This is a genomic window from Exiguobacterium antarcticum DSM 14480 (assembly GCF_000685865.1).
GTDB classification, from domain to species: Bacteria; Bacillota; Bacilli; order Exiguobacteriales; family Exiguobacteriaceae; genus Exiguobacterium_A; species Exiguobacterium_A antarcticum.
Map to the genome: position 1 here is coordinate 1659853 of NZ_JMKS01000003.1, position 20620 is coordinate 1680472.

General features: G+C 47.6%; 21 protein-coding genes and 1 pseudogene. 10 read left to right on the forward strand and 12 right to left on the reverse strand.

Annotated features, from left to right (window positions below; translation table 11 throughout):
- Positions 1 to 29: 29 nt before the first annotated feature.
- Both P404_RS0109490 and lipL read right to left on the reverse strand, forming a co-directional pair.
- Positions 30 to 872, reverse strand: coding sequence for a DegV family protein (locus P404_RS0109490; protein WP_026830599.1), 843 nt, complete (start codon positions 870 to 872; stop codon positions 30 to 32).
- A 17-nt stretch (positions 873 to 889) separates the two neighbouring features.
- A complete protein-coding gene (gene lipL, locus P404_RS0109495; RefSeq protein ID WP_026830600.1) occupies positions 890 to 1711 on the reverse strand; it encodes an octanoyl-[GcvH]:protein N-octanoyltransferase in 822 nt (273 codons plus the stop codon).
- Positions 1712 to 1859: 148 nt separating this feature from the next.
- On the opposite strand from lipL, the gene P404_RS0109500 reads away from it, so the two are divergent.
- From P404_RS0109500 to P404_RS0109510, 3 genes are all read left to right on the forward strand, one after another.
- Positions 1860 to 3167 carry an HD domain-containing protein gene (locus P404_RS0109500; RefSeq protein WP_026830601.1) on the forward strand — a complete coding sequence of 436 codons (1308 nt, stop codon included), beginning with the start codon at positions 1860 to 1862 and terminating at the stop codon, positions 3165 to 3167.
- Entirely contained in the window at positions 3164 to 4015 is an 852-nt protein-coding gene (locus P404_RS0109505) for a phosphotransferase family protein (RefSeq protein WP_026830602.1), read from the forward strand. Before P404_RS0109500 ends, P404_RS0109505 begins: the two co-directional genes overlap by 4 nt.
- A 124-nt stretch (positions 4016 to 4139) precedes the next feature.
- Entirely contained in the window at positions 4140 to 5318 is a 1179-nt protein-coding gene (locus P404_RS0109510) for a NupC/NupG family nucleoside CNT transporter (RefSeq protein ID WP_014969265.1), read from the forward strand.
- A gap of 95 nt (positions 5319 to 5413) precedes the next feature.
- On the opposite strand, the gene P404_RS0109515 is transcribed toward P404_RS0109510, so the two are convergent.
- Entirely contained in the window at positions 5414 to 6043 is a 630-nt protein-coding gene (locus P404_RS0109515; RefSeq protein ID WP_026830603.1) for an NAD(P)-dependent oxidoreductase, read from the reverse strand.
- Between the two features lie 76 nt (positions 6044 to 6119).
- A complete protein-coding gene (locus P404_RS0109520; RefSeq protein WP_014969267.1) occupies positions 6120 to 6305 on the reverse strand; it encodes a 2-hydroxymuconate tautomerase in 186 nt (61 codons plus the stop codon).
- A gap of 175 nt (positions 6306 to 6480) precedes the next feature.
- On the opposite strand from P404_RS0109520, the gene P404_RS0109525 reads away from it, so the two are divergent.
- Complete coding sequence (locus P404_RS0109525) at positions 6481 to 7002, forward strand: hypothetical protein (protein WP_236624355.1); 522 nt, start codon at positions 6481 to 6483, stop codon at positions 7000 to 7002.
- 69 nt (positions 7003 to 7071) lie between these two features.
- A complete protein-coding gene (locus P404_RS0109530; protein ID WP_014969269.1) occupies positions 7072 to 7566 on the forward strand; it encodes a YwhD family protein in 495 nt (164 codons plus the stop codon).
- Positions 7567 to 7614: 48 nt separating this feature from the next.
- Here P404_RS0109530 and P404_RS0109535 read toward each other — a convergent pair whose 3' ends face one another.
- The 3 genes and pseudogenes from P404_RS0109535 to tnpB all read right to left on the reverse strand — a co-directional run bounded on the left by P404_RS0109535 (position 7615) and on the right by tnpB (position 11702).
- On the reverse strand, positions 7615 to 8466 hold the full coding sequence (locus tag P404_RS0109535; RefSeq protein ID WP_236624375.1) for a metallophosphoesterase: 852 nt from the start codon (positions 8464 to 8466) through the stop codon (positions 7615 to 7617).
- A 70-nt stretch (positions 8467 to 8536) separates the two neighbouring features.
- On the reverse strand, positions 8537 to 10093 hold the full coding sequence (locus P404_RS0109540) for a BCCT family transporter (RefSeq protein ID WP_026830606.1): 1557 nt from the start codon (positions 10091 to 10093) through the stop codon (positions 8537 to 8539).
- 434 nt (positions 10094 to 10527) lie between these two features.
- Positions 10528 to 11702: pseudogene (gene tnpB / locus P404_RS17465) on the reverse strand (IS200/IS605 family element RNA-guided endonuclease TnpB).
- Between the two features lie 122 nt (positions 11703 to 11824).
- On the opposite strand from tnpB, the gene P404_RS0109550 reads away from it, so the two are divergent.
- The 5 genes from P404_RS0109550 (at position 11825) to P404_RS0109570 (ending at position 16003) form a co-directional block, all read left to right on the forward strand.
- Entirely contained in the window at positions 11825 to 12499 is a 675-nt protein-coding gene (locus P404_RS0109550; RefSeq protein WP_014969273.1) for an NAD(P)H-dependent oxidoreductase, read from the forward strand.
- Positions 12500 to 12642: 143 nt separating this feature from the next.
- Positions 12643 to 13482, forward strand: a complete 840-nt coding sequence (gene speE, locus P404_RS0109555; protein WP_014969274.1) for a polyamine aminopropyltransferase — start codon at positions 12643 to 12645, stop codon at positions 13480 to 13482.
- 60 nt (positions 13483 to 13542) lie between these two features.
- Entirely contained in the window at positions 13543 to 14415 is an 873-nt protein-coding gene (gene speB, locus P404_RS0109560; protein ID WP_026830607.1) for an agmatinase, read from the forward strand.
- A gap of 207 nt (positions 14416 to 14622) precedes the next feature.
- Positions 14623 to 15417, forward strand: coding sequence for a DUF4397 domain-containing protein (locus P404_RS0109565; protein ID WP_014969276.1), 795 nt, complete (start codon positions 14623 to 14625; stop codon positions 15415 to 15417).
- A 22-nt stretch (positions 15418 to 15439) separates the two neighbouring features.
- A complete protein-coding gene (locus tag P404_RS0109570; protein ID WP_236624376.1) occupies positions 15440 to 16003 on the forward strand; it encodes a class F sortase in 564 nt (187 codons plus the stop codon).
- A gap of 58 nt (positions 16004 to 16061) precedes the next feature.
- Here P404_RS0109570 and P404_RS0109575 read toward each other — a convergent pair whose 3' ends face one another.
- The 5 genes from P404_RS0109575 to P404_RS0109595 form a co-directional block, all read right to left on the reverse strand.
- On the reverse strand, positions 16062 to 17369 hold the full coding sequence (locus tag P404_RS0109575) for a globin-coupled sensor protein (RefSeq protein ID WP_014969278.1): 1308 nt from the start codon (positions 17367 to 17369) through the stop codon (positions 16062 to 16064).
- Between the two features lie 206 nt (positions 17370 to 17575).
- Complete coding sequence (locus P404_RS0109580) at positions 17576 to 17800, reverse strand: hypothetical protein (protein WP_014969279.1); 225 nt, start codon at positions 17798 to 17800, stop codon at positions 17576 to 17578.
- Positions 17801 to 17886: 86 nt separating this feature from the next.
- Positions 17887 to 18093 (reverse strand): cation transporter, encoded by a 207-nt coding sequence (locus P404_RS0109585; protein ID WP_014969280.1) that lies wholly within the window; start codon positions 18091 to 18093, stop codon positions 17887 to 17889.
- Positions 18094 to 18095: 2 nt separating this feature from the next.
- On the reverse strand, positions 18096 to 20222 hold the full coding sequence (locus P404_RS0109590) for a heavy metal translocating P-type ATPase (RefSeq protein WP_014969281.1): 2127 nt from the start codon (positions 20220 to 20222) through the stop codon (positions 18096 to 18098).
- 12 nt (positions 20223 to 20234) lie between these two features.
- Positions 20235 to 20531, reverse strand: a complete 297-nt coding sequence (locus P404_RS0109595) for a metal-sensitive transcriptional regulator (protein WP_014969282.1) — start codon at positions 20529 to 20531, stop codon at positions 20235 to 20237.
- Positions 20532 to 20620: the final 89 nt, after the last annotated feature.

A 20620-nucleotide genomic window follows, 5' to 3' on the forward strand; every position in this document is an offset into this window, starting at 1 on the left:
TCGTCATGTGACAAGGGAACGTTCGTTTTTTATAAGTCATACCCGATGACGAGTAATCCCGGTCCGGTATGTGAACCGATGGCTGCTCCGGCAATCGTGATCAGGACTTCACTTGGGGAAAAGTGTTCTTCGATTAAATGTTTCAACTGTTCTGCCCGTTCGATCGAGTCGCCGTGACCGATGATGATCCGGTGTCCGTCGATTGACGGGCGTGCTTCTTCCATCCACTCGACGATACGATTCATGACTTTTTTCTGACCACGGATTTTTTCTTTTGGAATCAGCTTACCGTCCTCGACTGTCAACAGCGGAAGGATTGATAACAAACCACCGATGAAGGCACTCGCTCGCGAGACACGTCCGCCACGCATCAAGTATTCAAGCGATTCGACGGTAAAGAGATGACGGACGGTATTGATCTTTTGTTCGGCATACGTTTTTGTTTCTTCGAACGTGTGGGTCTCTGCAAATACAGCGACGTCTAACACGAACAGACCTTGACCGGTCGAAGCCGTTTTCGTATCGATGATTGCATACGGAACATCCGGATACGTTTCGGCAAGCTCTTCCGCAAGCATCGTCGCCGTTTGATACGTACCGGACAACTCACTTGAAAAAGCAAGGTAGATAAACGGTTCCCCGTGTTTGAAGTGCGCCGTAAACACCTCGACCATCCGCGATACTTCGACCTGAAACGTCTTCGGGGCCGCACCTTCCCGCATTTTAGCGTAGAGTTCGAGCGGCGAAATCGATTCGCCGTCAAAATACGTATCTTCTCCGATCAACACGCCAAACGGCATGACAGTGAAGCCAGCGGCGTCGAGTAATTCCTTTGGTGCGTCCGCACCGCTATCTGTAATAAAACGTACCATGTTCGTTCTCTCCTTTATCAACCTAGGACTTTTTCATTTCGATCTAACATCCGACCCAGGTTTACACCGAAGCGTTCATTCTCGACTTCGCTTAAGACGGACGGTGTTAATGTCGCATCAAGTGCCATTAAGGACCGATAGACACGTAACAAGCAGGCTTCGACTGTTAACGGGCGCTGCAGTAATTCTTCAAGGGACGCCATCGTCTCCGGCACAACGGTCGGATACACGAATTTTGTTGCTTCTCCTTGTAAGGCGGCGGCATAAAAATCACGGACGAGTCGTGCGCGTTCGCTGCCACTTCCATTGACACAGAGATAAATTTGCACGGCGACACCTCCGCGGACACGTCGTTGTGAAATCCCGGCAAATTTTTTCCCGGCAATCGATAAGTCATACGATCCGGGACAATAGGAACCCACCACTTCTCCGGCAACGATTGCATCCGTCTCTTCTATAAACATATGGCGGACAAGTGCAAGCATCGCTTCGTAGCCACTGTCGATGTCAATTCCACCACGTTCCGGAAGAACAAGTGAGATGTTCAGGACACCGGCATCAAGCACGACGGCAAGACCACCGGAGTTACGGATGACCGGTTGGAAGCCATGGGCGTATAAGACGTCGATTCCGTCATTGAGGTGAGGGAGACGCGCGTCTTGAATCCCGAGGACAACCGTTTCATGGTGAACCCAAGAGCGGATCGCCGCACCTTCTGTTGCGACGGAGGCGCATAATGTATCGTCCATCGCAAACGATTGTGTCGCATGAAAGGCGCTTCCGAGTGACGTTTGATCAAAAATACGATAATGTTCTTGTTTTAAGAGTTCGATTCCCATAGACTCGTTCCTTTTTTTCTAGATTTGCGACATCATTATAGCATAAGGCGATGTAAACTTTCTGTAAGAAGCAAGTGAAGGGACAGGAACAGACCATTTAAAACCGAAATATAAACGAGAGAGAACGAATGACCAAAGGAGAGAAAACATGTATCAGTCACTGGGACAACTAAAAGAAACAAAAGTATTCAAGGATCCCGTTCATCGCTATATCTATGTCAGCGATCAATTGATCTGGCAGTTGATCGGAACAAAGGAATTTCAACGGTTGCGCCGGATCAAACAACTGGGAACATCATTTTTAACGTTCCATGGAGCCGAGCATACACGTTTCCATCATTCGTTAGGGGTGTATGAGATTACCCGTCAGCTGATTGATGTCTTTAACGGGCGGGCGGACTGGGATGATCAGTATCGTGAACTGACGCTCGTCGCGGCACTTCTTCACGATGTCGGACATGGTCCGTTTTCGCATGCATTTGAAAATGTCTTTGGTGTTGACCATGAAGAATGGACGGAACGGATTATCCTTGGGGATACGGAAATCAAACAGGTCCTTGATCAAGTCGGGGAAGGATTTGCGGAAGAAGTCGCTTCGATCATCAACAAAACCCATCCCAATCAATTACTCGTGACGATGATCAGTTCCCAACTCGATGTTGACCGGATGGATTATCTGTTGCGGGACGCGCACTTCGCCGGCGTCAGTTACGGAAAGTTTGATCTCGAGCGGATGCTTCGTGTTCTAAGACCGGCACCGAATCAGATGGTCGTCAAACAGTCGGGGATGCATTCGATTGAAGACTACATCATGCGGCGGTATCAGATGTACTGGCAAGTCTATCTCCATCCCGTCACGCGATCGAGTGATTATTTACTGAAAGCGATCCTTGAGCGGGCGAAAGAACTGTATATGAGTGAGTATCCTTTCATGATTGATCCGATTCATTTAAGTCCACTCTTTACACAACAGATGTCCTTAAAAAACTATTTGGCGCTCGATGAGACGATTGTTTACTTCTATTTCCAGCAGTGGGCGGAAGAGAAGGACGTGGTACTGAGTGACCTGGCCCGTCGCTTCGTCGACCGGAAACTGTTTAAATATGTCGATTATCCGGCAGAAAAACGGACGCGTGTTCATGAAAAACTGTGTTCATTATTTGAAAAGATTGGACTCGATCCCACCTATTACCTGCTCGAAGACAAGCTCAGCCGCCTGCCGTATGACTTGTATGGGGAGAATGGTGAAATCAGCAAACAACCGATCATGCTCCAGATGAAAAATGGACAAATGAAAGAAATTTCACAAGTCTCGCCACTCGTTCAAGCGATTGCCAATTCACGTCAAACGGATGAAAAGTTATTTTACCCGCAAGAAATATTGCATGATTTGCGCGAATTCGCGAATGAAAAGATGCAAATCGATCAGCTGTTGCTCGGAGAAGATCCGTCGTGAAGGACGTCATCGAACGGATCTTAAAACGGGTCGGGTTAGAAACGGAAACGGTAGCACCCTTAAAGGGATCAACGTCCTCGTCGGTGTTTCGGGCAGGGGGAAGTGTCTTTCGGATTCATACGAATACTAGATGGCTCAAGCAGGAACCAGACCTCGTCGCGCACGAGGTTTTTGCGTTACAGGCAACAGGAGCGCTTGGCCCGGATGTCGAGAATTATCAACTGACGTGGGAGGATGGTCTCCCACCATGGATTCAAATGACCTATCTGCCGGGTACAGTACGACTTGAACCGTTAGATGCAGAGTATCTCAGAGGACTAGCCAAGACGTTGATTGCGGTTCATCAATTACCGATTCCGAAGACACACTACCGGTATGCACCGTATACGACCGAGCGAACGGTCCCTTCTTGGGCAGTTCGAAAAGACGTATGGCAACGAGCCGTATCGGAACAACCGGCAGAGAGTCAGCAAATCCGGTTCATCCACCGCGACTTTCATCCGGTTAATGTGTTATACGATTCGGTCGAACAGTATAACGTAGTGGACTGGATCAATGCCTGTGTCGGACCGATTGAAGCGGACGTCGCGCATTGTCGATTAAATTTAGCTTTACTTGAATCGATTGAAATTGCCGATCAATTTTTAGCTGAATATATCAAGTTAAGTGGATTTTCGTATGATCGAAAATGGGATTTGACAGCTGTTTTTGACATTGGACCGGAACACCTCGATGTTTATCCCGGTTGGAAAGCATATGGGAAGGCGAACATCAGTCAGGCCAATGTTCGGGAACGGATGGAAAACATTGTATTGAAAGTTTATGAAAATAACGAAAGCGGTTACTAAATGAACTTTACCCCTTGCAGTTCTTCCGAATGTTGATTATTCTAGTACTTGGGGAAGAGATTGAACGTCAGACCTCGTACTTATGTACAACTAATAAAATAAACTATGGATTGAGGGATAGTTCGTGAAATATTTAATCGCAATACTGGGACTTGTCATCGTGTTTGGTTTGGCATTCCTTGTCAGTAGCAACCGTAAAGGCATCAAATTGAAACCGCTTGCGGTCATGCTAGTGCTTCAGTTAGTCCTCGGATTCATTTTACTCAACACATCGTTTGGTTATATCGTCATCCGTGGAGTTGCAAAAGTCTTTGATAAACTATTGGGATATGCAGCAATCGGAATCAACTTTGTATTTGGTGGATTGGCAAATGAAGGGGCACAGCCATTCTTCATTAACGTCCTGTTACCAATCGTCTTCATCTCAGCTTTGATCGGAATTTTACAGTTCACGAAAATCCTTCCGCTTTTGATGCGTGGAATCGGATTTGGATTATCGAAGATCAATGGTATGGGACAACTTGAGTCTTACAATGCCGTCGCTTCAGCTGCGATCGGTCAGTCGGAAGTATTCATCACCGTCAAAAAACAAATCGGGAAATTACCGCCAAATCGTCTCTACACATTATGTGCGTCGGCGATGTCGACGGTTTCGATGTCAATCGTCGGGGCCTACATGACGATGGTCGAACCGAAATATGTCGTCACAGCAATCGTCTTGAACTTGTTTGGTGGATTCATGATCGTCTCGATCATCAACCCATACACGGTCGATCCAAAAGAGGACATTTTGGAAATCGTTGAAGAAAAACAAACGTTCTTCGAAATGCTTGGCGAATACATCATGGATGGATTCAAAGTTGCGATCATCGTCGGGGCGATGTTGATCGGATACAACGCCTTGATCGGCATGGTCAACGATATCTTCTTGATGGTACTCGGCATCTCGTTCCAGGATATTCTTGGTTACATCTTTGCACCAGTCGCCTTCATCATGGGGATTCCATGGGCGGAAGCGGTCAGTGCCGGTAGTGTCATGGCAACAAAATTGATCACAAACGAATTCGTCGCGATGCTCAGCTTGCCTGAGTACGCAAAAGAATTCTCAGCTCGTACACTTGGAATCGTATCCGTCTTCTTGATTTCATTCGCCAACTTCTCGTCTATCGGGATCATCGCGGGTGCTGTCAAAGGGCTGGACGATCGTCAAGGCAGTGTCGCAGCGAGTTTTGGTCTGAAGTTACTTTACGGCGCAACACTTGTTAGTGTCTTGACGGCGATCGTCGTCAGCGTCTTAATCTAATCAAAAACAGCAGTGACCGATCAGTCACTCCTAGAAAAAGAAGGACTCGATTTTTTAAATCGGGTCCTTCTTTTTCGTATTCGAGATGGTGGCATTTAACCGCGCGAAGCAATCCCGACCCGTTCACGGGAAAATAGCTTTTCATCATACGCCGCATAGGCGAAGCGGGCGACGTTGATGCGCGGGATTGGACCTGTGTCATGGGTAAAACGGTTGGATTCGATCAAGACATCGTCAATCGCAGCTTCGTCGACCAATTGAGTCGGACAAATGACGGTGTAATCAACATCCGCATCCTTTAAGGTCAGGTACGCTTTTAGGTGATCTTCTGCCGCGATGGTTGAACGACGACGGGATTCGTTTGATTGAAAACGATATTTCCCGGGTTCTTCCGAAGCATCAAGAATTCCGGCCGTCGAAACGAAAACAATCCGATCGATGTGCTGTTCTTTCATTTTAATGATGAGATGTGGAACCGCGACCGATAAGATTTGTTTTTGGTCCGTGCCTAGACAGCTGAAGACCACTGACGTTCCGTGAACAACGCGTTCTAGATCATCGGCATTCGTCGCATCACCGTGAATGATTGTCAGATGAGGATGTTCAGGTAAGGCATGGTGCTCAGACCGGACAAGTGCCTGAACCTCATGTCCTTCTTGTAACAATAAATCGAGCAATGGTCGACCTGTTCGTCCCGTCGCACCGAGTAAACTTACTGTTGCCATTTAGATTCATCCTTTCGTGAGTGGACTGTATAGAGAAGAGGAACGACAAGTGAAGATCGTTCCTCCCGAATTGTACTTATTTATCGGCAAACATCACGCCGGCTTGACCGTAATCGGTTTTTTCCATCTCTTCGATGAAGACGGTGACATTTTCTTTTGGAGCATCCACGGACTCGGAAACGGCCGCTGTGACTTTTTCGATCAACGCCCGTTTTTGTTCGACGGTGCGTCCTGCTAACATCTTGACTGTAACGTAAGGCATCTGATTTCCCTCCTTCTAGCATAAGTTCAACACGCCATCAGTATACCGTACGTCACCTGGGTTCCGTCAAACAGTGACATTTAAATGTCTAAAGACGGGTATAGTACAGGAATAGACTGCATCAAGCGAGAACTACTTAATTAAGAAAACATAAAAATGAGGTGAACGCATGGAGATGGAACCGGTAATCCGTAAGAAAATCCATACCCTATTGATTTTTGACCGCGCTTTACCAGAAGATCAAACATATCCGTTGTCGGGTGCAAAAGGTCTTGAAGTGGCGGAAGTACTGTTTGATCAAAATATTCCGTTTGGACGTCTCGTCACGGACAAAGAACTGGCATTGCTTGTCGGAAATGAAGAAGCAAAACGGTACGGGATGTTGACGTTATTGCGGGATGAAGACCGTTTCAAGCCGATTTTTCAAAATCGGAAACCAACACCTGACATCGAAGAAGAAATTTCAGAACGGATCCGCGAGCTTGCCAATCAATTACGGGCGATTCGCTCGAGATGCTCATCGCTTGAGCGGATTGTCTTATTTGGTCGTGCTGCCCAAACGTTGTATGACCAAGCGTTACGACAGTTAGAAGAGTTCAATCCACCGGCTCATGAGGAGCTGACGTCCCTTGAGTGCCTTCGCTTGCCGACGATCCGTCGGGTCACACGGGAACAGCTCGAGCCATTAAGACGCTAAGGAAGACTTGCGTCGACTGTTGGATGCGGTATGATAGAGGCAACAGTGGTAAAAGGGGACGAGTAAACGATGGAAAAGAAAATTAATTTTAATATCATTTCAGATAACTCAACAGATGGTCATGGTGGATTTGGTGTCGGGACACTCAGTCTGAACAGCATGTCGCCGGTCATCATCTCACCGGAAGATGGCGAAGCCTATATCGATATGGGGGCGATGCATGCGAAAGCCGCCATCGAAAAGCGGATCAAGTTCACGACGGATCAAGCAGACACACCAAACGGGAAACCGTACTGGATTGTCTGGGTGACGGTGGGACGAAAGCCAGAAGGATTTTATTACGGTGGCGTCGCGGCGTGTGACTTGCTAGTCGACGTTGAAGCACGACGCGGCTTTAAGATTTTAGCCGATCACGTCAACAAGATGGACAAATCGTTAAAAGGACGGATTGTCGTCAGTCATATGGACGATACGTCTAAACGATTGTTACGTGAATTCTTACAAACACATAAACCCGAGATGTGGGCCAATGCGGAACCTGAATTGCATGAAGCGCTCGCTTAAAATAAAAGTGCCAACTCTGTTAAAGGGTTGGCACTTTTGTTTTATCGATTATGTGCGTAGCGTCACGACAATTAATTCGGGGCGATTGAAAATCCGAAACGGGAACAGGCTGTTACCGAGACCCCGGCTGATGATCAGTTTGGTCTGCTCCATCGTATGTTCACCGGCCGTCAGCTCAGGGAAAAAGCCTTGACCTGGCGCGTACATCCCATCTGTGAACGGCAGACGGATTTGTCCGCCATGGGCATGACCCGATAACACGAGATCCATGTTTCGTTCCACATACAGCGGCAAGTATTCCGGGCGATGGGCCATCAGGAGTTGAAAGGCATCTGTATCGACCGTTGATTGGGCCTGATCGAGACTTTGGCGGATGCCGTCCGGTTCTTGTAACCCGTCACTCCATCGAGTCGTCGTCGGATCATCAATCCCAAGTAACTCGATGAACTGACTGCCTTTTTCAAGTGGGACAGACGTATTTCGAAGAACTGTGACACCAAGCTGCTCGAGTTTCGGCAAAATCGTCAAGTTACGCCGGACTTCATGATTACCGGTTACGAAATAGACAGGATAGTCGGCCGTTAATTTTTTCATCAATAAAAGGGCCTCTGCTTCACCATTACGGCGAGAGTCAATCAAGTCGCCGGTCATCAAAATGACGTCCGGTTGAAGTGTATCGACTTTTTTGAGAAGATACTTTTGTTTGCGGCCAAAGGATTTTCCATGCAGGTCGGCAATTTGTAAAATTTTATAGTGATTAAACTCAGCAGGTAATCGATCGGACTGGACGGTCACGGCCGTCGTTTCGATCTGATTGTTTTCACGATAAAGAAACCAGCTACTGAGAGCAAGGATTCCGATTGAAAGATACCAACGTTTTTTAACGCGCAAAAATCCCACCTCTTTTCTTTTGTTCAGCATACCAAAAAGATCCTGCCTTCCGCATGAGGGAAGACAGGATCTTAGCAGCTTAGGCTTCTTTTTTCAAATCATCGGCTACTTTAGAGGCGTCCGGTTCATTGGAAAGATCCATGAACAAGGCAATCACCATCATGGCAACGACGAAGATGAATGGGAAGGCGGCAAGGACGGCAGCGGCTTGTAAGGCACTGAGCCCCCCTGCATAAAGCAGAACTGCTGCAATCGAAGACTGGATGATGCCCCATGTCAACTTGATCCGCAGACTCGGCATCAGGCTCCCGCCTGAAGATAACATTCCGAGAACATACGTCGCCGAGTCGGCCGATGTGATGAAGAAGGTCGTAATCAAGAAGACGGCGATGATGCTGAGGAAGGTACCGAGACCACCGAATGTCTCAAACAATGCGAACATCCCCGTTTCGACTCCTTTATCGTTCACAGTTGAAATGAGATCAACGTTGTTGAACAATTCGTTCCAGATCGCCGATCCACCAAAAACAGAGAACCACAATAATCCGAAGACCGTTGGCACTAACATGATGCCAAGGACGAATTCGCGAATCGTCCGCCCTTTTGAGACACGGGCGATGAACGTTCCGACGAATGGCGACCAAGAAATCCACCAGGCCCAGTAGAAAATCGTCCAGTCATTAATCCATTGGCGTTCCCCCGGATTAAATGCCGATGCCCGGAAACTCATGACAGGTAGGTTTTGCAAGTAGGCCCCTGTCGTCTGGACAAAGAGATCCATGATGAAGCTGAATGGTCCGAGGAACAAGACACTAATCATCAAGAGTGCTGCGAGAACGAGATTCGCATTACTGAGACGGACGATTCCTTTATCAAGACCGGAAGCAGCACTCATCATATAGAGGACGGATACGACTAAGATGATGATCAATTGGGTGATGAAGGAGTTCGGGATGCTTCCGACTAGGAAGTGAAGCCCACCGGAAATTTGTTGGGCACCGAGACCAAGTGACGTCGCAACACCAAATGCGGTCGCGACGATCGCAAGGACTTCAACCGTTCCTTTACCGACGGTTTCATACTTCGGTTTCATTAGCGAAGCAACGGTATCACCGATTGTTGCCGGACGCCCTTTACGGAACGTCGAGTAGGCAATGGCAAGGGCGACGATCGCATAGAGTGCCCATGGATGCAGACCCCAGTGGAAAAAGGAATAACGCATAGCGAGTGGAGCAGATTCTGTTAGATCGTTTGTCGCGACCGGTGGTGTATGGAAGTGAGTCAGTGGTTCTGAGACACCCCAGAAGACTAAACCGATTCCCATACCGGCACTGAATAACATTGCGAACCAAGAAATCAGACCGTACTCTGGGCGATCCGTGTCTTTACCGAGTCGGATTGAACCAAAACGGGAAAAAATTAAGAAGATGGCAATTAATAAAAAAGCACTCATACCAAAAAGATAGAGCCAGCCGAAGCCGTTCGAAACAAAGTTTTGAGCAATTCCGGTAACATTACCGAGATTTGCGGCACCAATGAGTGATTCAGGCAAGATTCCCCATATGGTAAAGAGTAAGCAGAAAATGACAGAGATGATAAAGACGTTCGTGACTTTACTTTTTCGTTTATTTTCCATTGTGATCAACACCTTTTTTCGAATTTTACATGTGAGTTTTGTAGCTCGTTTAGACAACGACTTTAATATTACCCGCGTTATTTGAAACCAAAACCTTATCACGCAAGTTCTAACCGTAACAAACATTGGTGACAACTGGCAAATGCAAATGGGTAATGACAGAAAGTAGAAACAGTGGGAATCGTAATGGTCGATAGGGAAAAAAGTCTTGTGGCAAGCGTGTTCGACGACGGTGTAAGAGTGAGGAAAATTAGTTGGATTATTTATTATTTCCCGGTTCTGCTTTTTTGTAACGTATATCGACGGAGCAAAAAAACAGACGAGGTAAAATTGATTTGATATTGTAACAAGTAGTCATCTTGAACTACCTCCACCTACGCTTCACTTAGAGGTGAAGGATTCCTGAGTTATCCGACCTAACGGTCGAAACCTGATCAGGCTAACCCCGTTGTCCCGACGGTTGAAGAAGCTAAGATACGTTCGGCTTCTTGTTTAAGATTCAGTCCTGCGTTCACATCCCGGTCGTGATGGATCCCGCAACTCGGGCATGTCCATTCACGCAAGCTGAGATGTTTCACATCCTTGTGTTGATGTCCGCAACTCGAGCACAATTGGCTCGAAGCGAAGGTCTTGCCGACCTTCACGACGGTCTTCCCGTACCAGTCCGCCTTGTACTCCAACATGCGGAAGAACTCCGACCAGCTGACGTCAGAGATGGCCTTACTCAACTTGCGGTTCTTCTGCATGTTCTTCACCTGTAAGGTCTCGATCCCGATGACGTCGTGGTTTTTGACGATCTCGGTCGATACCTTGTGCAGGAAGTCAGTGCGCTTGTTGGCGATCTTCTCGTGGATACGGGCAACCTTCCGCTTTTGCTTCTGATAGTTCTTAGACTCGGAAAGCCTCACTTTCTTGTTCAAAGCGATGTGTTGACGGCGGGAGAGCTTGCGCTGTTCGCGCACCAGTTTCTTCTCAAGCGAACGGAAGTAACGGTCGTTCTTGTATACCGTGCCGTCCGACAGGATGGCAAAGTTCTTGAGTCCGACGTCGACGCCGACAGATAAACCGGTCTTCGGCAGTTCGTTGATCTCCTGCTCGACGAGCAGGGAGACGAAATATTTGCCTGAAGCGTTACGTCGGATCGTGGCGTTCAAGATACGGCCTGTGACCTGTCTCGAGTGGGCGAAACGAATCCATTTCAGCTTCGGAAGTTTGAGCTTGTTGCATCCAATCGAGACTTCAGGAAGCTGGTTTTGCCTTGGACGTTGGTCTTGTACGACTGGACGGGATGGCGCTTGGACTTGAAACGAGGGCGTTCGTTCTGCTTCTTGAAGAAGCGGTCAAACGCATCAGCAAGATGTTTGACGCTGATCTGAACAGATGTGCTATCGACTTCCTTCAACCAGTCGAACTCCTGCTTCAACAAAGGAATTTCTTTGGAACAAGAACCGTAGGACAGTCCTTTTCCAGTGGTCTTGTACGTTTCATCCCACTTCGCCAAGAAGTGGTTGAAGATGAAGCGCGAACACCCGATCGTCTTCGCGATCAGGATTTCCTGCTCTTTGGTGGGGTAGATTCTGAATTTGTAGGCCTTGTGCTTCAACACCATTTTTCACCTCCTTCAAAGGGAATATACCCGAAAGGCAGGCTGGCGATCCATCTCCCACTTTCACTTCGTTTAGAAGTGGGCGTATTCTCGCCTAATTTTGATAAAATCAGGAGGAATGCAACATGAATCATGACCAAACAAAACAACAGATAATCGACGCTTTTCAGTTCCGACATGCGACCAAGTCATTTGATCCTGCCCAAAAGATAACTGCAGAAGATTTTTCGTTTATCTTGGAGACGGCACGCCTTTCCCCAAGCTCATTTGGCTACGAGCCGTGGAATTTACTTGTCATTCAAAATGAAGCGATCCGAAATGAAATCCAAAACGTCACCTGGGGCGCACAAGGACAGTTACCGACCGCGAGCCATTATGTCGTTTTTCTGGCTCGGACAGGACGACAGATGCAACCAGACGGGGCGCACGTGACGCATATGATGGACGTGCTTGGTTTGTCAGATGAAGCAAAAGCGGGTCGTACGAAGCGATACGGATTGTTCTTGAAAGAAGATTTTAAAATCGGAGATCATGAGAAGGCGATGGAAGACTGGTCGGCGAAACAAGCGTATATCGCGCTTGGCAACATGATGTCCGCAGCAGCCCAAATCGGTATTGATTCTTGTCCAATCGAAGGATTTGACCAACAGGCGGTTGAACAACTTTTGGCACGACACGATTTGCTCGATCGGTCTGTTTTCACGGTCCCGGTCATGGTCGCGTTCGGTTACCGGGCAGACGAACCAAAACGTGCGAAACAACGTCGTTGTCTGGACGAAATCGTCACGTTCGTCGACTAAAAAAACAGGTATGATTTTTCGAATTATATAGAAGTTTCTTTCAAAGTTCGGTATACTCGCATTTGTATGATTAAGAAGCGCCGTAAACGCCACTCGCATACGAACAACTTTTGTCTTGATGAAAGAAAGGGGTTCTATCGCAAATGGAACAAAAATTAAAGTTATGGTTCACGGAACACCAAACGGAAGATTACGGTATCACATTCCGTGTCAACCACGTTTATGAGAGCGAACAAACGGAGTTTCAACGTCTGGAAATGGTTGAAACGGACGAGTTCGGTACGATGTTGTTACTTGACGGAATGGTCATGACAACAGATCGCGATGAGTTTGTGTATCACGAAATGGTCGCACACGTTCCACTCTTTACACACCCGAACCCAAAATCGGTTCTCGTCGTGGGTGGAGGAGACGGTGGCGTCATCCGTGAAGTCTTAAAACACCCATCAGTCGAAAAGGCAGTTCTTGTCGAAATCGACGGAAAAGTCATCGAGTACTCGAAAAAATATCTACCAAACATCGCAGGCGGTCTTGATGACGCACGTGTTGAAGTCATCGTGGGAGACGGATTCATGCATATCGCAGAAGCTGTCAATGAATATGATGTCATCATGGTTGATTCAACAGAACCGGTTGGTCCAGCCGTCAACCTGTTTACAAAAGGATTCTATTCCGGCATCTCAAAAGCCTTAAAAGAAGATGGCATCTTCGTCGCACAATCCGACAATCCATGGTTCACACCGGACTTGATTCGTGATGTGCAACGTGACGTCAAAGAAATCTTCCCGATCACAAAACTCTACATCGCCAACGTTCCGACTTACCCGAGCGGTCTATGGACATTTACGATTGGATCGAAAAAACATGATCCACTCGCTGTCGCACCAGAGCGTTTCCACGAGATCGAAACGAAATACTATACACCGGAACTTCATACAGCAGCATTCGCGCTACCGAAGTTCGTCAAGGATTTAACGATTTAATTGCACGTCAGGAGTGTTCCGTTTTTAGGGGCACTCCTTTCTATGACTGGAGGAATAATAATGCGTTTTGATGAAGCTTATTCAGGTAAAGTATTTATCGCGAGCCAACCGACTCACGAAGATGCAAAATCTGTACTATATGGTATGCCGATGGACTGGACGGTCAGCTTCCGTCCCGGTTCACGATTTGGTCCGGCTCGGATCCGTGAAGTCTCACTCGGTCTTGAAGAATACAGTCCGTATCTTGACGGCGATATTGCCGATGCGAAACTGTTTGACGCAGGCGACATCCCGCTTCCGTTCGGAAATGCGCAAAAGTCACTCGATATGATCGAAGAGTATGTCGATTCGTTGTTGACGGCAGGGAAGTTCCCGCTTGGCATGGGTGGCGAACACCTCGTCACGTGGCCGGTCGTCAAGGCGTTTGATAAACATTATGATGACTTTGTCGTCCTGCACTTTGATGCGCATACGGATTTACGTGATTCCTATGAAGGCGAACCGTTGTCGCACTCGACGCCGCTTAAGAAAATCGCGAACTTGATTGGACCGGAAAACTGCTATTCGTTCGGCATTCGTTCAGGAATGAAAGAAGAGTTCGACTGGGCGAAGACGTCAGGATACAATCTATTTAAGTACGAAATCGTTGAACCGTTAAAAGCGGTCTTACCGAAACTGGCTGGTAAAAAAGTCTACGTGACGATCGATATCGATGTCCTTGATCCGTCAGCTGCACCGGGAACCGGTACGCAGGAAATTGGCGGCGTGACGACAAAAGAACTACTCGAAGTCGTCCATATGATTGCCCGTGCGGATGTCGACGTCATCGGAGCCGATCTCGTTGAGGTCTGTCCGGCGTATGACCAGTCTGACATGACAGCGATTGCCGCAGCAAAAGTGTTACGTGAGATGATGATTGGATTCGTCAAATAATATAATCAAGCCAGGATCAGTTTTCTATTTGGAAACTGGTCTTTTTTTGTAGATGATATCTCAACTTTCGTTAGCACATTAGAGCGTTTACACAAATGGATTTTTCCTTTAAGTTTAAGATGTCACCACAAGGGAAAGGTTCTTAATGTAAAGTAAATTGTTGGTTTGAGAGCGAAATACATCATGACATGAGAGGTGGAAAAAAAGATGAAGAAATTCTTATCTTTCGTTACAGCTGCTCTGCTATTCGCACTATTTGTGCTCCCAGTAGGCGCGGCGGACGACGCAATGGTTCGTGTGATTCACGCTTCACCTGATGCTCCAGCAGTGGACATCGCCGTCGATGGCAAAAAAGCAGTCTCAGGAGCAGAATTTAAAGATGTCACAGATTATCTGACTCTCCCAGCCGGAGAACATAAAGTAGAAGTCTTCGCAGCCGGTACAACAAAAGATCCTGTACTTTCTCAAACACTCAACATCGAAGCTGGAAAATTCTATTCTGTAGCCGCAATCGGTAAATTGGCAGACATCAAACTGGCTGTCATGGAAGATAACGGCAAAGGCGAAGATGGAAAATCAATGATCCGTGTCGCTCACTTTGCACCGGATGCACCAGCCGTTGATGTCGCACCAAAAGGTGGAGATCCACTCTTTAGCGACCTCGAGTTCTCGAAAGTCTCTGACTACGGTACACTCGATGCCGGTACGTACGATCTTGAAGTACGACCAGCCGGTGCAACGGATGTCGTCAAAGCACTTGATGGAATTAAACTCGATAGTGGCAAAAACTATACAGCACTCGCAATTGGTCTACTTGAAGGCGAACCAGCCTTTGACGTGCTCTTGATTCCAGATGGCGGTGAAATGGCAGCCATGCCAGACACAGGTCTTGGTGGAACAACTGAAAATTCTTCGATGGCAACAACTTGGGCGCTCGTAGCACTTGCCGGAGCAGCACTTGTTGGGACAGCCTATGTCGTCCGTCGTAAAGAAAACGCGTAATCTCCTTGTATTCATTACGGTGATGCTCGCGGGGTGTGGAGGAGCAGAGAAACCTGCTCCATCTGTACCACGTTCCGAGGCACCAGCACCACCTGTCGTCGAGGCACCGCCGCCAAAGTTAAAGTCGGAACCGAAACAGGTGGAAGCATTCGTGCCCGCCCGCTTAAGTATTCCAACCATCGATGTTGAAGCCAATGTAGAGGTCGTAGGGAAGGATACGAAAGGGCGGATGGATGTCCCGAAACAGACTGATCAAGTCGGTTGGTATCAGTACGGCGCAAAAGCCAATCAGACCGGAAATGTCATTTTGGCTGGACATCTCGATGACACCGACGGTCCAGCTGTATTTTATGACTTAACAAAGGTGAAACGAGGACAAAAAATTGAATTGATTTCAAAAACAGGGGAACAGGTTTCATACGTGGTGACAAACGTCAAGTCGTATCCCGTGGATCAAGCACCCGTCGGATCGATTTTTGGTGCGACGCTTGCACAACGTTTAACGTTAATTACGTGTATCGGTACGTTCACACAATCAAAAGGATACGATGAACGATTGGTCGTGACGGCTGAACAGGAAAAATAAAAAAATGGACCGATCCACTGCGGATCGGTCCATTTGCTGTTTACGATGTAGAGAGACGTTAAGCGTTTAGTTCAGAAGCTGCGACGAGGTCTGTCGTCAAGGCAGAGAGTCCTTGTGTCGTTTGACTGATGCCCTGAATCGTTTGGACGATTTGGCTCAGATCATTTTTATTGCGACCGAACATATCCAAGTAGTTTTCCATCTCTTGTTTAACGGTATGGATGCCGCTTTTCACTTGTTGTAATTCATTTCGAGATGCTGAGTTGGAACGGGTGATATCTTCCATCTGGGAGACGAGTTCGTTAATATTACCGTTATTTTTTTGAATCAAGGTATTGATGCTGCTGCTGAGTAATTTAGCGTTTTCTGCTAAGTTACGGACTTCGATCGCAACGACGGAGAAGCCTTTACCATGTTCACCTGCACGAGCGGCCTCGATGGAAGCATTCAAAGCAAGCAGGTTGGTCTGGTTGGCAATGTCTTCGATTCCTTGTGTCATCTTGACGATTTCGTCAGACGTTGTTTTCAACTGTTGGATGCTTGTTAACGACGTACTGACTTGTTCTGTCGCTTGGACAAATTGTTGCTCCATTTTATCCATCTGCGTTTCGTTTTCTGATGTCAAGCCGACGAGATTACGACTTGTTTTTTCGGTTTGATTCGTCTCAGACAAGATTTGTGTGGCTCGGCGACTTGTTTCTAAGATCGCACCTTCCGTCTGTTCAACTGTACTTGCGACTTCCTGGCTGACCCGGACGACGTCCTGTAACAAACGGCTCCGTGAGTCATTGGCGGCACTGACTTCATGTAAACGAGCATCGACATATTGACTCGTCACGATTTGGGCATCGAGATTCATCGCATGATTCAATGCTAAAATCGCATTCGCCAATTGGGCCGGTTCGTGTTGGAAATGTTCGACGATTTTCGGGATCAGTAATGTATTAAAAGCAGCGTAAGAAGCGATGAACCACGTGACAGGGACGAACGTCCGGTTGTGGGTTTTCCCCATCCGTGTCCGCATCGCGAGGAACTTGTCATCCATGTTTCCAGTCAATAAACTTCCGAAATAGTCAGCAAACACTTTTTTCAGACGTTCCCGTGTCGAAGAATTTTGAGCGATTTGGACCATTTCCGGATGAAGGAGTAAATGATCGAGTACTTGCTCGAGTACTTCGTCTAACACACTGTTGACGACAGGTGCCATCGCCTTTAAGGTTTGTAAATGTTCTTCCGTGTAGCCCATGTATTCCAGGCGTCCTGTTAAGCTTGGATCACTTGTTTTCGTAATCAGTCGTTTGTCTGGAAATCCGATGGTCGCCTGATAGGTCGACGTCGATGATTTAGTTTTAAATGGATTGCGCACGATATGCCCCCGATTTTCTTGGAATTAAGATTTTTAGTGTCTTGTTAGTTATCGGCTGTTTCTAGAAATCTAATAATCATTTTCTGAAAAATTTGCTCCTACTTAACAAAATATTGACCTGAAATGAAAAAACTCATGGTCTGTGACCATGAGTGGAATCTCCACTTCGAAAGCGAAGGGTACACGTTATATATGTTATCCATCATTTAGACAAATTGATCTTTTTGAAACGCTTTTTGGGCATCAACGATCGACCGCATCCGGCTTACGCAGTCTTGAACGAATTGGATGTCGATCGACGTAAAGCGAGTGACAGGTCCTTTGGCTGACTCAGCGCTAAATGTGAAGGTTCCGAGATTCCAAAGTTCGATTTTAAATCGTTTTCCTTTGTTGTCATCGAAGTATTCTACGAATTCGATTTTCGGTACCATACGAACCCCTCCTTGTTAAACCATTCCCGATTTACTCAAAATAAAAAAGCCAAATTGCGCTTTTCGCACAGTTTGGCTCAAAATATTTAAGCAGTCGGTACATCATAACCAATTTCTTCGATCGCTTCGACAAGACGTTCTGTCGCGACATCGTCGTGTGTGACCGTAACCTGATTGTCCGGAAGTGATACCGTTGCATTCGTGACGCCATCGAGTTCGTTTAACGCCGATTCGACGCTCGCTTTACAGTGGTTACACGTCATCCCGATGACGTTTAGAGTTGTTTCTTTCATGATCATTTTCCTCCTTTGGATAATGGAATACGTTTTAAGCGTAACGCATTTGTGACGACAGATACAGAGCTGAAGGCCATCGCGGCACCTGCGACCCATGGGGCAAGGAGTCCGAGGAAAGCAATCGGAATTCCAATCGTATTGTAGCCGAGTGCAAAAAACAGATTTTGACGAATGTTTTTCATCGTCTGCTCGCTTAAGCGGATGGCTGTTGCGACTTGTTGCAGATCATGTCCAAGCAGGGTGACATCTGCCGCTTCAAGTGCGACATCTGTCCCGCTGCCAAGCGCAATCCCAACATCTGCTGTCGCAAGGGCTGGTGCGTCATTGATGCCATCGCCGACCATCGCCACCCGTTGACCCGTTGCTTGTAGGGCTTTGATTTTGTCTGCTTTTTCAATCGGTAACACATCGGCAAAGACCTGTGTCTGCGGAATACCAAGTTCATGTGCGAGCTCCAAGGCGACTTCTTGTCGGTCGCCCGTCAACAGATAGACCGCTTTAGTTTGCTGAAGCTCTTGAATGACGTGTTTCGTTGTTGGTTTGAGTTCATCCCGAATCGCATAACCGGCTTCGATCTGTCCGTCGACCGCAACATAGACGAACGTCGCACCAGTGGAAGTCCAGTCGGGGAGAATCAGCTCATGCTCACGCATCATCCGTGCTGAACCGACCATCACGTGATGTCCTAAAATCGTTCCGCGGACACCACGTCCGGCATCGACGGTGAAGTCTTCAATATCAAAGACGACATCTCGTTCTTCCGTGACTGCATGGGCAAGGGGATGTTCTGATTTTTTTTCAATGGCTGCCGCAAAATCGAGTGCTTGTTCCTGTCCGAACGTTTGCACGACGACAGGTCGGCCAATCGTCAACGTACCAGTCTTATCAAAGACGACGGCATCGACATGTTGTAACGATTCCAGCTGGGCACCACCTTTGAACAGTACGCCGTGTTCTGCTCCTTTACCCGTTCCGACCATGATCGAGGTCGGGGTGGCAAGTCCAAGGGCACACGGACAGGCGATGACGAGCACGGCAATCGCCGGCCGGATGGCTTCGGCAAACGAGCCGGTCGTCCACCACCAAACAGCAAGTGTCACGATGGCGATGGCGACGACGATTGGAACGAAGATACCAGAAATTCGGTCTGCTTGTCTCTGAATCGGTGCCTTTTCCGTTTGCGCCTGTTCGACGACCCGGATGATGTTCGCAAGCATCGTCTCTTGACCGACTTTGGTCGCTGCAATCAGGAGATGACCATTCGTATTTAACGTCCCTCCGATGACAGCGTCATGAACAGTTTTATGAGCAGGAAGCGGTTCACCGGTCAACATCGATTCATCGAGATAGGCGTCTCCAGAGACGATCACGCCATCAACCGGAATTTTTTGTCCGGGTTTAACGACGAGTTGCATCCCGACTTGGACATGCTCCATCGAGACTTTCCGTTCGATGCCGTCTTCAAGTACGACAGCATCGGTCGCCTGTAAGGAAAGAAGACTTTTGATGGCGCCGGTCGTTTGTTGTTTGGCCCGATCTTCTAACACTTTTCCCAAAAGGACAAGCGTAATCAGGACGGCACTTGTCTCAAAATAGAGATTTGGCATGAGCGGATGGATCAGCATTTCTGCAATCGAGTAGAAATAAGCCGCGGAAGTTCCGAGTACGACCAAAACATCCATGTTGGCGCTGCCGCTGCGGAGACTCTTATAGGCACCGCTGTAGAAGGGGGCACCGATGATGAACTGGACAGGTGTCGCAAGTGCAAATTGAAGCCACGGATTCATCAGGAACGGCAGATGAAGCGGACTGTTCGGAATATGCGACACCATGCTGAGTAACAAGGGTAACGACAGTAACGCAGCGATGAAAAACCGATAGAGCATCCGACGATTTTGAACCTGTTCGTGGGGCGTCGTCTTGAGTGTCGCACCGTAACCGACTTTTTTGATTTTATCAAGGATCACCTGTTCTTCCATCTCGTCCGGTACCGCAATCCGTGCCGTCTCAAGAGGTAAGTTGACGGTCGCTTCGACACCGTCCATCCGGTTCAAGACTTTTTCGATCCGTGCGGAACAGGCAGCACAGGTCATGCCTTCGATATTCAGTTCAATCGTTTTCGACATCAGATTCCCTCCTTACTTTTTAAGACGAGCGATGACAGCCATCAGTTCGTCGACGTAAACATCGGTCTCTTGTTGCCCGGTTGCCGCGTCATGGAGACACATCTTGACATGACGTTCGATGATTTGCAGTTCGACCTGGCGTAAAGCCGCTTGAATCGAGGCGGTTTGGGTCAAGATATCGATACAATAGCGATCGTCCGCCACCATATTGGCAATACCACGGACTTGTCCTTCGATCCGCTTCAAGCGTTTCGTCAAAGCATCCTGCTCTTCAGAGGAGCGGGGGACAAGGGGATGATCATGGTTCATGGGGGACACCTCTTTCTTCTGTAGTAGTTGTTATGTGGAGTATATCATATAGGTATAGGGGGTACCAGTATATTGTTTATACCTGAAAA

Bases quoted from the DNA above. Each gene is read 5' to 3' on its own strand.
- speE (WP_014969274.1), top strand. From the start codon at position 12,643: ATGGAACAAAAATTAAAGTTATGGTTCACGGAACACCAAACGGAAGAT.
- lipL (WP_026830600.1), bottom strand. From the start codon at position 1,711: ATGGGAATCGAACTCTTAAAACAAGAACATTATCGTATTTTTGATCAA.
- P404_RS0109565 (WP_014969276.1), top strand. From the start codon at position 14,623: ATGAAGAAATTCTTATCTTTCGTTACAGCTGCTCTGCTATTCGCACTA.
- speB (WP_026830607.1), top strand. From the start codon at position 13,543: ATGCGTTTTGATGAAGCTTATTCAGGTAAAGTATTTATCGCGAGCCAA.
- P404_RS0109550 (WP_014969273.1), top strand. From the start codon at position 11,825: ATGAATCATGACCAAACAAAACAACAGATAATCGACGCTTTTCAGTTC.
- P404_RS0109540 (WP_026830606.1), bottom strand. From the start codon at position 10,093: ATGGAAAATAAACGAAAAAGTAAAGTCACGAACGTCTTTATCATCTCT.
- P404_RS0109580 (WP_014969279.1), bottom strand. From the start codon at position 17,800: ATGGTACCGAAAATCGAATTCGTAGAATACTTCGATGACAACAAAGGA.
- P404_RS0109585 (WP_014969280.1), bottom strand. From the start codon at position 18,093: ATGAAAGAAACAACTCTAAACGTCATCGGGATGACGTGTAACCACTGT.
- P404_RS0109570 (WP_236624376.1), top strand. From the start codon at position 15,440: ATGCTCGCGGGGTGTGGAGGAGCAGAGAAACCTGCTCCATCTGTACCA.
- P404_RS0109530 (WP_014969269.1), top strand. From the start codon at position 7,072: ATGGAAAAGAAAATTAATTTTAATATCATTTCAGATAACTCAACAGAT.
- P404_RS0109590 (WP_014969281.1), bottom strand. From the start codon at position 20,222: ATGTCGAAAACGATTGAACTGAATATCGAAGGCATGACCTGTGCTGCC.
- P404_RS0109515 (WP_026830603.1), bottom strand. From the start codon at position 6,043: ATGGCAACAGTAAGTTTACTCGGTGCGACGGGACGAACAGGTCGACCA.
- P404_RS0109490 (WP_026830599.1), bottom strand. From the start codon at position 872: ATGGTACGTTTTATTACAGATAGCGGTGCGGACGCACCAAAGGAATTA.
- P404_RS0109500 (WP_026830601.1), top strand. From the start codon at position 1,860: ATGTATCAGTCACTGGGACAACTAAAAGAAACAAAAGTATTCAAGGAT.
- P404_RS0109525 (WP_236624355.1), top strand. From the start codon at position 6,481: ATGGAACCGGTAATCCGTAAGAAAATCCATACCCTATTGATTTTTGAC.
- P404_RS0109520 (WP_014969267.1), bottom strand. From the start codon at position 6,305: ATGCCTTACGTTACAGTCAAGATGTTAGCAGGACGCACCGTCGAACAA.
- P404_RS0109595 (WP_014969282.1), bottom strand. From the start codon at position 20,531: ATGAACCATGATCATCCCCTTGTCCCCCGCTCCTCTGAAGAGCAGGAT.